We start from the raw sequence: 12,256 nt of genomic DNA, 5'->3' as shown, positions 1-12,256 counted from the left end.
ATGAGCTTTCCCTTCATCACCGCCGAGCAGCGCCTCGCAGAAAAGCGTGGCTCCAAGGGCGTCATTCTTGGGCCATCAGGTGTGGGCAAAACCACGCTGCTCAAAACCTCCGATGCGACCCGCACCCTGTTCATTGACCTGGAGGCTGGCGATCTGGCCGTGCTGGATTGGCCTGGCGACAGCGTGCGGCCACGCACCTGGCAGGAATGCCGCGATCTTGCCTGCTACATCGGCGGCCCGAACCCCGCGCTGCGTGACGACCAGTCCTACAGCCAGGCGCATTACGACCAAGTGTGTGCCTTGTATGGCGATCCCGCCATGCTGGCCAAGTACTCGCTGATCTTCGTGGACTCGATCACGGTTGCGGGGCGCCTGTGTCTGCAGTGGGCCAAGGGGCAGCCGCAGGCCTTCTCCGAAAAAACCGGCAAGCCCGACACGCGTGGTGCTTATGGCCTGCATGCCAGCGAACTGGTCGGGTGGCTCACCCAGTTGCAGCATGTCCGTGACAAGGACATCTGGCTGGTCGGAATCCTCGACGAAAAGCTCGATGACTTCAACCGCAAGGTGTTCAGCCCTCAGATCGAAGGCTCCAAAGCCGCGCTGGAACTTCCCGGCATTGTCGATCAGGTCATCTCGATGGTGGTGCTCAAGTCGGATGACGGCACCCCTTATCGCGCCTTCGTCTGCCAGCACATCAACCCCTGGGGCTACCCCGCCAAAGACCGTTCCGGACGACTGGAAGTCGTCGAGGAGCCGCATCTGGGCCGCCTCATTTCCAAGATCACTGCGCCGCGCGCGCAATAAGCAGGAGAGTATTCATGAACAGCTACAGCAACAACGCCGCCTGGAATGACTTCAACGATGCCGAAGACCAGCGCGAGTACGCCCTGATCCCACCCAAAACCCTGGCCAAGGTCATCATGGCCATTCGCCCGGGTGGGTATGACGATCCAAGCCAAGGCTGGACTGGCGGTTACGCAACCCGTTCCGACAAGACCGGTGCGATCTATCTCAACGCCAAGTTCACCATTCTGGAGGGACCGTTTGCCAAACGCGTGGTGTTCGGGCTGATTGGCCTGTCCAGTCCGAAGGGCCCGGAGTGGACCCATATCGGACGCAGCTTCCTGCGTGCCATTCTGAACTCGGCACGAGGCATCCATCCGGCAGACAACTCGCCACAGGCGCAGAGTGCGCGCCGCATCAAGGGCTTTGCCGATCTGGATGGTGTGGAGTTTGTCGCCCGCATTGATGTCGAGAAGGATCAGAACGGCGACGACAAGAACGTGATCAAGGCCGCCATTCAGCCGGATCACAAAGAGTATGCCGTGCTGATGGGGCAGCCGATGCGCACCCCAAGCCAAGCGCCTTCGGCTCCCGCCGGTACGCCCCCTATGACATCGGCGCCAGCCGTTCCCACTCGTCCTGCCTGGGCGCAATAAGGAGGACTACCCATGATGCTGCGTCCTCGGCAGCGGGAGTTCGTCACCCGCTGCGTCACGGCCCTCAAGGCCCACGGCAACACTCTCGGCGTGGCACCGACCGGTGCAGGTAAGACCATCTGCCTGTCCGGCACGGCCGGGGAGTTTCTGCAACATCCGGATGCCAAGGTGTGCGTCCTGGCCCACCGGGATGAACTGACTGCGCAAAACCTGGCCAAGTTTGGCCGGGTTAATCCGCACGTCAGCACTTCCGTGTTCGATGCCCGCCAGAAGTCCTGGTCGGGTCAAGCCACCTTCGCCATGGTGCAAACCTTGGCACGCAACCTTGAGCAGATGCCCACGCTGGACATGCTGGTGATCGACGAAGCCCACCACTGCGCTGCGCCGACTTACCGGCTGGTCATCGATACGGTCCTGGCCAAGAACCCGCATGCGCTGATTTATGGCGTGACCGCCACACCCAATCGCGGGGATGGCAAGGGCCTGCGTGAGGTGTTCTCCAATGTCGCAGACCAGATAAGGTTGGGTGAGCTGATCCGCTCTGGGCATTTGGTGCCACCACGTACCTTCGTGGTCGATGTCGGAACGCGTGACGCACTCGACGGCGTGCGCAAACTGACCGACGACTACGACATGAATGCCGTGGCGTCGATCATGAACACCACGCCTGTGAATGCGGCGGTGGTCCAGCATTGGCAGGCGCATGCCGCCCGTCGCAAGACCATTGCCTTTGCCGCCACCGTCGATCACGCCTATGCGATTTGCCATGCATTCATTGCATCAGGGGTGAAGGCCGCCGTGGTTCATGGCGAGATGACCCCTGCAGAACGTCAGTCCGCGCTGAGGTCCTATGAATCCGGCGATGTAACGGTGCTGGTCAATGTCGCCGTGCTCACAGAAGGGTACGACTACACGCCCACCTCCTGCATCGTGCTGCTGCGCCCCAGCTCCTACAAGTCCACGTTGATCCAGATGGTCGGACGCGGCCTGCGCGTGGTCGACCCTGCCGAGCACCCTGGCGTCATCAAGACCGATTGCGTGGTGCTGGACTTCGGCACCGCCTCTCTGCGCCATGGCAGTCTGGAGCAGGAAGTCGATCTGGATGGTTTTGCCGGTGATGGTGAGGCGCCGACCAAGCGCTGCCCGCAGTGCGATGCAGAAGTGCCGATGGCCAGTCGCGAGTGTCCGCTCTGTGGCCACAGCTTTGCCAAGGCGATCGAGGAAGCGCGTCACCAAATCAGCGATTTCGTGATGACCGAAATCGATCTGCTCAAGCGCTCCAACTTCGCCTGGTGCGACCTTTTCGGCGACGACTGCGCGCTGCTGGCCACCGGTTTCAAAGCCTGGGCGGGTGTCTTCTTCCTGGGTGGGCGTTGGTACGCGGTGGGTGGTGCCGAAAAGTTGTCTCCTCGCTTGCTGGGTGCAGGGGAGCGCACGGTGTGTTTGGCCCAGGCCAATGACTGGCTCAACGACCAGGAAGTTGACGATGCCGCTCACAAGACCCGTCGCTGGTTGCAGGAGTCGCCCACACCTGGGCAACTGCGTTACCTGCCTGCGCCGCTGCGCGCGGATTTCAGCCTGACCCGCTATCAGGTCTCAGCGCTGTTGACCTTCCAGTTCAACAAGGCGGCCATTCAGCGCCTGGTTACCGCAGCCAACGATGCGGTGATGGCCGAGTTTCGGGAGGCTGCGTGAGATGTGCTGTGTGCGCCCGTCAAGCCAAAGGCCTGGGGTATTTCAACCCACGCTTACGGCGTTCCGACCCCCGCCGCTACAACGACCGGTGGGTGTTCTGCTCCATGCGGTGCCAGAACGTCTTCTCCCGACTGATGGAGCGCCTGACCCCGTTTCAGGAGGATGCCGTGATTGATCCCAGCGACATGGAGATCGCCGCCATGCAATCGGCACTGGCTCCCTTGGGTGAGTACGTCGCCTCCATCGGCATGGATCGCCCTTTAGCCGACTACGGCAAGGACGAAGTCCTGCGCCTGGTGGAGGTCGTGGTCGACGCCTATCAGGCCCACATGTTGGCCGAGCACGAACGCATGGTCGAGCGCGATCGCACTTTCTTTGAACAACTCGCCAGCCGCAAGGCCACTGCCAGCACGGGTGGCGATCACCACAGGATTCCATTTTGATGATCGACCTGAACCATCAACCCAAATTTCACGAGCAGGTGTCAATGCTGCTGGATGCAGCCTTGCAAGCCGAGCGCAGCCAGCAGGCCCGCCGGCGCTATCTGGGCGCCTCACGCCTCGGTGTGCCCTGCGAGCGCGCCCTGCAATACGAGTACGTCGACGCGCCGGTGGACGACGGTGCCGAGCTGCCGGGTCGCACGCTGCGGATCTTTGAAGTCGGCCATGTCATGGAGGACCTGGCCATTCGCTGGCTGCGCCTGGCTGGCTTCGACCTCTACACCCGCAAGCAGGATGGCGAGCAATTCGGCTTCTCCGTCGCGGGTGGCCGTATCCAGGGGCATATCGACGGCGTGATCACTGGTGCTCCTGCCGACCTGGATTTGTCGTTTCCCATGCTCTGGGAGTGCAAGACCATGAACGACAAACACTGGCGCGACACCGCCAAAAAGGGCGTGACCGTGACCAAGCCGATCTACGCCGCGCAAATGGCGATCTATCAGGCGTACATGGAGCCGAGCATTCCTGGCATCGCATCTCAGCCTGCGTTGTTCACCGCCATCAATAAGGACACCCAGGAGCTTTGGTTGGAGCTGGTGCCGTTTGATGCAGCGCTTGCGCAGCGCATGTCTGATCGCGCTGTCAAAGTCATCCAGGCGACCGAGGCTGGTGAATTGCTGCCGCGCGTGGCCTCTGAGCCGAGTTTCTACGAGTGCAAGTACTGCGCCTGGGCGCGTCGGTGTTGGCGCGAGCAGGGTGTGAGCGCATCGGGGGTGAAGTCATGAATGCGCGTCTTCCTCAACCCGTCATCGAGGCATTGACGGTGACCACTCGTCGCCAGAAACCCCTGATCGGTGCATCCCTGCTGGAGCGTCTGCTACTTCGCCATGTCGCTGTCGTGTGTCCGGAGTCGCGACTGGTCGTGGCTGTCATCAAACAGGCGTTCATTGACCTGTGTTCGCCCTCTAAACATCTGCGCACTGAGGCTAGACGTTTCTTTCGAGACGGGCGCCTGGAGCTGTGGTGCGACCAGGTCGGTCTGTCCCCCAACTTCATGCGAGAGATCGCGACCAAGGCTGGCTACTTGAATCCATCAGACACCGATGAAGGAGGTGTCCATGCTTGATTTCAACGACCAAGAACCCGCAGCTCCATCACCCAGCGGAAATTCCGAGCGGGATGAACTGCGATCGGCCTTGATGGCAAGGCTCGAGGGCGTGCTGTTTGCTTTATTTCCGGCGGGCAAGGTGACACACGGCAAATTCGTCGTTGGCGATGTGCTGGGCAGTCCAGGTCGCAGTCTGGAGATCGAGCTGGATGGTGAACGGGCGGGCCTGTGGATCGACCGCGCCACGGGTAATGGTGGCGATGTCTTTGCGCTCATCGCTGCGCACCGCCATTGGGACACGCATCGTGATTTCGCGGCCGTCCTCAGCTTCGCCCGGGAACTGCTCGGCCGAGCGCCCGCCGTGTCACCCGCCAGACGCAAGGCAAGCGCGCCGGTGGATGAATTGGGTCCAGCCACCGCCAAGTGGGACTATCTTGCCGCTGACGGCAGTCTGATTGCCTGCGTGTATCGCTATGAGCCCAGTCCTGGACGTAAGGAATTCCGCCCTTGGGATGCCAAGCGTCGCAAAATGGCGCCGCCCGATCCGAGGCCGTTGTTCAACCAACCTGGCATTGCTCATGCCGACCGGGTGATTCTGGTCGAGGGCGAAAAATGCGCCCAGGCCTTGATCGACGCGGGCCACTGCGCGACCACCGCGATGCACGGTGCCAACGCACCGATCGACAAGACCGACTGGTTACCCCTTCAGGGTAAGCATGTCCTGATTTGGCCAGACCGCGACAAACCAGGCTGGGAGTACGCCATGAATGCCGCCGAGGCGGTCATGGCAGCGGGTGCCCAGCATTGCGCGGTGTTGATGCCTCCACCCAATCCCATGGCGCAAGATCCCCAAGAGTCTGCGGATGGCTGGGACGCGGCTGATGCCATTGCGGAGGGCTTTGATGTGGAGGCCTTCCTTGACCATGGTGAGCGCATCCAGTTCCAGCCTTCAACGCCAGACATCACGCAGGCAGCAGATCCGACCGAGCAATCGGTGTGGGCTACTGAAGACGCACTGGCGCTGACCTTCTCGGGTCGGTACGCCCAGGACTGGCGCTATGTCGCGTTGTGGGGAAAGTGGGTGTTCTGGACTGGCAAGCGCTGGCAAACCGAGGAGACTCTGGCGGCGCACCACCTGATGCGCCAGATCTGTCGGGAGGCCGCACTCAAGGCTGATTCTCACCGGGTGGCCGCCAAACTCGCCAGCAGTGGCGCGGTAGCTGGCTTGGAGCGGCTCGCACGCTCCGATCGGCGTCATGCCGCCACCGCCGACGAGTGGGATGCCGACCCCTGGCTGCTCAACACGCCAGGCGGTGTGGTGAATCTCAAGAATGGCGTGCTGCGCTCCCACGACCGTCTGGACCGACTGACCAAGATCACGACGGCCACCCCCGCGGGTGATTGCCCCACCTGGCGGCAGTTCATCCATGAGGTCACGGGCGGTGATCAGTCTTTGCAGGCCTATCTTGCCCGGATGGCAGGGTATGCCCTGACTGGATCGACACGCGAGCACGCGCTGTTCTTTCTGTATGGCACGGGTGCCAACGGCAAATCGGTGTTCGTCAATACCCTGGCCACCATCCTGGGCGACTACGCCACCAATGCTCCCATGGACACGTTCATGGAGACCCGCACAGACAGGCACCCGACCGATATGGCCAGCCTGCGTGGGGCCCGGTTTGTCGCCGCCATCGAAACCGAGCAAGGGCGACGCTGGGCCGAGTCCAAGGTCAAGAGCCTGACCGGTGGCGACAAGATCTCTGCGCGCTTCATGCGCCAGGATTTTTTCGAGTTCATGCCGCAGTTCAAGTTGATCGTAGCGGGCAATCACAAACCGGCTATCCGCAACATCGACGAAGCGATGAAGCGGCGGCTCCACCTGATCCCTTTCACGATCACCGTCCCCCCGGAAAGGCGTGACAAGCACCTGCAGCAAAAGCTGCTGGCTGAACGGGATGGGATCCTAGCCTGGGCGGTTCAAGGCTGTCTGGAGTGGCAGCGTCAGGGCCGGCTCGACCCACCCCAGCAGGTGCTCGATGCCACCGATGAGTACTTCGAAGAAGAGGACGCGATCGGTGAGTTCCTGGACGAGGACTGCCAGCAATCGCCCGTGGCGCGGGAAGCGATTTCCGCGATCTACCAGCGCTGGCGTGAGCGCGCTGAGCGGCGTGGCGAGTACGTGGGCACCAGCCGCTGGCTGACCCAGCAACTCATCAACCGTGGGTTTGCGCGCACACGCCTGCATGGCGGGGCAAAGGCCTTGTCAGGCCTGTCGCTAAAACCCCGCGAGCCGGGCGGCTACATGCCCTATCGCGACGACTGACCGAATCGACAGACCCCAGTGGGTGACCGAAAGTGACCGGCATATCGTTATCTCTCTACACGTGTACGTGCGCAGGCGCGAGCGGATAACGAGAAACGGGTCACCTTTGGTCACCAGATGCCAAAAAACGCATGGAGTGACCAATGAACACAATGACCATCTTCGCCCTTGATCTGGGCACACAAACCGGCTGGGCACTGGCTTGCCGCGACGGCAGTATCACCAGTGGCAGCCAATCCTTCAAACCCCAACGCTTCGAAGGCGGCGGCATGCGCTTTCTGCGGTTCAAGCGCTGGCTCACCGACATCAAGCAGTGCAACGACGGCATTGACCAGGTGGTCTTCGAAGAGGTCCGCCGCCACGTCGGTGTTGACGCAGCCCACGCCTACGGCGGCTTCATGGGACAGCTCACCGCCTGGTGCGAGCACCACCAGATCCCGTACCAGGGCATTCCGGTCGGCACGATCAAGAAGCACGCCACGGGTAAAGGTAACGCGAGCAAGGACGAGATGGTGGCATCCGTCCGTGCCCGTGGCCATGCCCCGGCTGACGACAACGAAGCCGATGCCATTGCCTTGCTGTACCTGGCCCGTGAGATGGCCACGGAGGGGGTGTGACATGAAAGTGCCCCAATACCGCTACCGCTGCCCCTTGGGCAATCTGCAGCCCACCACGCCGGATCTGGACGCGGTCAAACGCGATGGCTGGCGCACCGATCACATCCTGGTGGTCAGCGAGCACGACGAACGGCTCGACTGGGTGGAGAAACAGTTCGTCCGTCGTCTGGGTGAACGCCTCTACGGTGATGGAGGCAAGCGCCATGACTGAGGCCAGAACCGAATGGACTGTGGACGATGTGGCCGCCCGGTTTGCTGAGGCTGCCGAGATTGCACACAAGCTGCCCCGGGTCAGACCGGGCGGCTACTTCAACCCGTGGATGACCTTGGCCATGCAGGTGCCCGAGCGCTACCCCGATCCCGAGCGGCTGTACCGACCCATGCCCCCCAGTCCCCAAGCTGTGGAGCGGATGCTGGAGACCATGCGCTGGGTGCAGTGGCTGGAGGTGGAGCAGCGGCATCTGGTGTGGATGCGTTCGAACCGGTATCGCTGGGAGCAGATCGGTCGGCGGTTTGCCTGCGCGGCAAGAACTGCACAGCGGCGGTACGACGCTGCCATCCATCTGGTCGCTCTGCACCTGAACAAGGGACACTGACTGAAGTCGAGGCAAATCGATGGCGCGGGCGGGGTGGTGCGGGATGGTGATGACAGATGCCAAAACACCCCATGTCGCGTTTTACCCGGTTTGGGCCTACAGTTTCAGCTATGGTCAGGACAGCGGTGTGAGCAGCGGGCGTGATCTTCCGACTCGAACCTTGCACCCCGACAGATGCGAAGCGATGCAAACACCTGATGGCTGATGCCAATCAGATGATCGCGGAGTCCTGCGGACAATCAACGGGTCCTTCCTGGCCAAAACGGTATGCGGGGGGCAACAGCGCGAGATTTCGATAGCGTCTGCCCTTAAAAACAGGTTACCACCCGGCCAGGTTACCGGCCTGTGGTTACCACCACCCCAGACAGTTACCACCCCCTGAATATTTCCCACCCGCCCGGCGGCAACGCTCGGCGGGTTTTTCAATTCCATGACGCCCAACCTGCAGATCGAATACCGGCCGATCGATGCGCTGCTGCCGTACGCGCGCAATCCGCGCACGCATGCGCCAGCCCAGATCGCCAAGATTGCGGCCAGCATCGTGGAGTTTGGCTGGACGCAACCCATCCTGGTCGATGGCGACAACGGCATCATCGCCGGCCACGGTCGCCTGGCAGCGGCCCGCAAGCTGGAGTTGCCCAAGGTCCCGGTCATTGAACTGGGCCACCTCACCCCGGCGCAAAAGCGTGCCTACGTGATCGCCGACAACCGCCTGGCGCTGGACGCCGGGTGGGACGACGAGTTGCTGGCGCTTGAACTGGCCGAGTTATCCGAGGCCGGATACGACCTGCTGCTCGCCGGATTCGACGATGACGAGCTCGCCAAGATGCTGGCCGACTTGGGTGATGGTGAAGGCAGCGAGTCTGGAGATGAGTCGGATGCCGATGAGGAAAACGACGTTCCCGAACCACCCAAGCAGCCCATCTCTCGCCCGGGCGATGTCTGGCAACTGGGTCCGCACCGCCTGATCTGCGGCGATGCCAGCGATCCATCGGTGATCGCCACCCTGATGCAGGGCGAGCAGGCCAGCCTGTGTTTCACCTCGCCGCCTTATGGCAACCAGCGCGACTACACGTCCGGCGGCATTGCCGACTGGGATGGCCTGATACGCGGCGTGTTCGCGCAAGTGCCCATGGCCGCCGATGGCCAGGTGCTGGTCAACCTCGGCCTGATCCACCGTGACAACGAGTTCATCCCGTATTGGGATCAGTGGCTCGACTGGATGCGCAGCCAAGGCTGGCGACGTTTTGCCTGGTACGTCTGGGACCAGGGGCCAGGCATGCCCGGTGACTGGCAAGGTCGCCTGGCACCGAGTTTCGAATTCATCTTCCACTTCAACCGGCAAACGCGCAAACCCAACAAGACCGTGCCCTGCAAGTTTGCCGGTCAGGAAACGCACCTGCGCGCCGACGGATCCTCGACCGCGATGCGTGGCAAGGATGGCCAGGTCAACGGCTGGACCGCTGCCGGCCAGCCGACGCAGGACTGCCGAATTCCCGACTCGGTCATCCGGGTCATGCGCCACAAGGGAAAGATCGGCAAGGACATCGATCACCCGGCCGTCTTTCCGGTGACGCTGCCGGTGGAGGTCATCGAGGCCTACACCGATGAAGGTGAGGTCGTGTTTGAGCCCTTTGGCGGCAGCGGCACCACGCTGATGGCCGCCCAGCGGACAGGGCGTATTGGCCGCGCGGTGGAGATCGCGCCCGAATACGTCGACGTGGCGCTGCTCCGTTTCCAACAGAACTTCCCTGGCGTGCCGGTCACCTTGGCCGCCACCGCAGAACCCTTTGAGGTTGTTGCTCAACAACGCAAAGCCGAGCATCGACAAGAGAGCGAACATGCAACTGTCTGAACATTTCGAACTGGCCGAGTTTCTGGTCTCAGAAACGGCGGCTCGCCGTGGCATTGCCAACGAGCCCACACCCGAGGTCATCGAGAACCTGCGTCGGCTGTGTCAATCGGTACTGCAGCCGCTGCGCGTTCACCTCAAGCGCCCGGTGGTGATCACCTCCGGCTACCGCTCGCCAGCGCTGAACCGCGCCATTGGGGGCAGTCCGACCAGTCACCACATGCAAGGGCGTGCGGCTGACCTCATCGTGCCAGGTATGACGCCGTTGCTCGTGTGCCAAGCCGCCCACCAGTTGAAGCTGCCCTGCGTGCAGATCATTCACGAGTTCGGACGGTGGACCCATCTGGCAGTGGCGATCTCGAATGAGCGCACCCAGTTGCTCACGGCCAAGCTGAACCAGGGCAAGACCGTCTATGAAACGGGGTTGGTCCATGTCTGAACCCTGGCTATCCACCCATATCGAGCGCTGGCCCACCGAGAAACTGGTGCCCTACGCCCGCAATGCCCGTACCCACTCAGAGGAGCAGGTGGCGCAGATTGCGGCATCCATCGTCGAGTTCGGGTTCACCAATCCGATCCTGGCGGGGTCCGATGGCGTGATCGTGGCGGGCCATGGACGTCTCGCCGCCGCGCAAAAGCTCGGTCTGGATACCGTGCCGGTGGTCGTCCTCGATCATCTGACACCCACCCAGCGCCGCGCGCTGATCATTGCGGACAACCGCATTGCAGAAAACGCCGGCTGGGACGACGCCATGCTGCGCATCGAGTTGCAGTCGCTGCAGGAAGATGGATTCAATCTCGACATCACCGGCTTCGATGCCGACGCGCTGGCCGAGATCATGGCGGGCGAAGAGACCACGGTCGATGGCAATACAGATGAGGATGCCATTCCAGAACTGAGCGAAACAGCCATCAGCCGACCCGGTGACGTGTGGATTCTTGGCAATCACCGGCTGGTTTGCGGTGATGCTACGCAGCCATTCAGCTACGAGCAGTTGCTCGCCGGGCAACGCGTTCAGATGATCTGGAGCGACTTGCCCTACAACGTCAACTATGCCAATAGCGCGAAAGACAAATTGCGTGGTAAGCACCGACCTATCCTGAATGACAACTTGGGCGAGGGTTTTTATGACTTCGTCTTCGATGCGCTCTCGCTGATGTTGCCCCACTGCGATGGCGCGGTCTACATTGCGATGTCCTCCAGCGAACTTGACACGCTACAAGCCGCGTTTCGCGCGGCCGGTGGAAAGTGGTCTACGTTCATCATTTGGGCCAAGCACACCTTCACCCTGGGCAGAGCGGATTACCAGCGTCAATACGAACCGATCCTGTATGGCTGGCCGGAAGGCAGCAGTCGGCATTGGTGTGGCGATCGCGATCAAGGTGACGTCTGGAATATCAAGAAACCTGCCCGCAACGATCTTCATCCCACGATGAAACCTGTCGAGTTGATGGAACGTTCAATCCGCAATTCGAGCCGACCAGGCGATGTGGTCCTCGATTGCTTTGGCGGATCCGGCAGCACGCTGATCGCCGCTGAGAAATCGGGGCGCCGCTGCTTCATGATGGAGTTGGAGCCGAAGTACTGCGATGTCATTGTTCGCCGTTGGCAGGAATTCAGTGGCGGCAAGGCTATCTCTGAATACAGCCAACGCGTCTTCGACGAGGTCACAATCCAGGAGGCTCCGGCGTGATCAGGCAGCTCAGCTTCTTGGATGTGGCTGAGCCCAAGGACCACGGCTTGATCGACGAAAGTGCTGTTGTTCGGCACCACAACCTGCGGGTCAGCGCCGAAATGGAGATTGGCCGAGCGGGTGAGTATTTGGTGATGGCAGATTTGCTGCTCAATGGTTGGGTAGCGTACCCGACATCACAAGGCGTGCCGTATGACATTGCTGTTGACATCGGCCAGCGGGTGATCCGGGTTCAGGTGAAATCCACCAAGACGCCCAAGACACCCGGTTCGCTCAACCGCGGCTCTCCGCTGTATGTGTTTCACACCCGTCGAGCTGGAAAAGGTGGGCGACGGCGGTACAGCAGCGATGATTTTGATGTGCTGGCATTGGTCGCCCTGGATCGCCGGCTGGTTGCCTACTATGCATTGGCCGATACCCACAACGATTGCATTGTAAGCGATCCATTATCGACGTCTACCAACTGACGCTCTGAGCGAGGAGCATAGGTGT

The 12,256-nt window shown here is 61.6% G+C and carries 14 protein-coding genes; all 14 read left to right on the top strand.

Annotation, left to right across the window (positions count from 1 at the left end; translation table 11 throughout):
* The 14 genes from ACSHSS_RS16165 to ACSHSS_RS16100 all read left to right on the top strand — a co-directional run bounded on the left by ACSHSS_RS16165 (window position 1) and on the right by ACSHSS_RS16100 (window position 12,231).
* On the top strand, window positions 1-804 hold the full coding sequence (locus ACSHSS_RS16165) for an ATP-binding protein (RefSeq protein ID WP_445545230.1): 804 nt from the start codon (window positions 1-3) through the stop codon (window positions 802-804).
* 14 nt (window positions 805-818) lie between these two features.
* Window positions 819-1,439, top strand: a complete 621-nt coding sequence (locus tag ACSHSS_RS16160) for a hypothetical protein (RefSeq protein WP_088861473.1) — start codon at window positions 819-821, stop codon at window positions 1,437-1,439.
* 12 nt (window positions 1,440-1,451) lie between these two features.
* A complete protein-coding gene (locus ACSHSS_RS16155; RefSeq protein WP_445545229.1) occupies window positions 1,452-3,134 on the top strand; it encodes a DEAD/DEAH box helicase in 1,683 nt (560 codons plus the stop codon).
* Window positions 3,135-3,301: 167 nt separating this feature from the next.
* The gene (locus ACSHSS_RS16150; protein ID WP_445545228.1) at window positions 3,302-3,577 is read left to right on the top strand and encodes a DUF6511 domain-containing protein; all 276 of its coding nucleotides are present in this window, start codon (window positions 3,302-3,304) and stop codon (window positions 3,575-3,577) included.
* A complete protein-coding gene (locus tag ACSHSS_RS16145) occupies window positions 3,577-4,359 on the top strand; it encodes a hypothetical protein (RefSeq protein WP_445545227.1) in 783 nt (260 codons plus the stop codon). The genes ACSHSS_RS16150 and ACSHSS_RS16145 overlap by 1 nt, the downstream gene beginning before the upstream one ends.
* On the top strand, window positions 4,356-4,700 hold the full coding sequence (locus ACSHSS_RS16140) for a hypothetical protein (RefSeq protein WP_011886409.1): 345 nt from the start codon (window positions 4,356-4,358) through the stop codon (window positions 4,698-4,700). The genes ACSHSS_RS16145 and ACSHSS_RS16140 overlap by 4 nt, the downstream gene beginning before the upstream one ends.
* Window positions 4,693-7,005, top strand: a complete 2,313-nt coding sequence (locus tag ACSHSS_RS16135) for a phage/plasmid primase, P4 family (protein ID WP_445545226.1) — start codon at window positions 4,693-4,695, stop codon at window positions 7,003-7,005. Before ACSHSS_RS16140 ends, ACSHSS_RS16135 begins: the two co-directional genes overlap by 8 nt.
* Before the next feature lie 143 nt (window positions 7,006-7,148).
* On the top strand, window positions 7,149-7,622 hold the full coding sequence (locus ACSHSS_RS16130) for a crossover junction endodeoxyribonuclease RuvC (RefSeq protein ID WP_445545225.1): 474 nt from the start codon (window positions 7,149-7,151) through the stop codon (window positions 7,620-7,622).
* A 1-nt stretch (window position 7,623) separates the two neighbouring features.
* Window positions 7,624-7,833: a hypothetical protein gene (locus ACSHSS_RS16125; protein WP_150981314.1), complete on the top strand. Its 210-nt coding sequence runs from the start codon at window positions 7,624-7,626 to the stop codon at window positions 7,831-7,833.
* Entirely contained in the window at window positions 7,826-8,218 is a 393-nt protein-coding gene (locus ACSHSS_RS16120; protein ID WP_284078158.1) for a DUF6362 family protein, read from the top strand. The genes ACSHSS_RS16125 and ACSHSS_RS16120 overlap by 8 nt, the downstream gene beginning before the upstream one ends.
* Window positions 8,219-8,648: 430 nt before the next feature.
* The gene (locus tag ACSHSS_RS16115) at window positions 8,649-10,073 is read left to right on the top strand and encodes a site-specific DNA-methyltransferase (RefSeq protein WP_445545224.1); all 1,425 of its coding nucleotides are present in this window, start codon (window positions 8,649-8,651) and stop codon (window positions 10,071-10,073) included.
* Window positions 10,060-10,509: a D-Ala-D-Ala carboxypeptidase family metallohydrolase gene (locus tag ACSHSS_RS16110; protein WP_011886401.1), complete on the top strand. Its 450-nt coding sequence runs from the start codon at window positions 10,060-10,062 to the stop codon at window positions 10,507-10,509. Before ACSHSS_RS16115 ends, ACSHSS_RS16110 begins: the two co-directional genes overlap by 14 nt.
* Entirely contained in the window at window positions 10,502-11,764 is a 1,263-nt protein-coding gene (locus tag ACSHSS_RS16105; RefSeq protein WP_011886400.1) for a site-specific DNA-methyltransferase, read from the top strand. The genes ACSHSS_RS16110 and ACSHSS_RS16105 overlap by 8 nt, the downstream gene beginning before the upstream one ends.
* Window positions 11,761-12,231 carry a group I intron-associated PD-(D/E)XK endonuclease gene (locus ACSHSS_RS16100; protein WP_445545223.1) on the top strand — a complete coding sequence of 157 codons (471 nt, stop codon included), beginning with the start codon at window positions 11,761-11,763 and terminating at the stop codon, window positions 12,229-12,231. The genes ACSHSS_RS16105 and ACSHSS_RS16100 overlap by 4 nt, the downstream gene beginning before the upstream one ends.
* Window positions 12,232-12,256: the final 25 nt, after the last annotated feature.

This window comes from Burkholderia sp. BC1, assembly GCF_052683555.1.
This window is presented reverse-complemented; position numbering and strand designations above follow the sequence as displayed.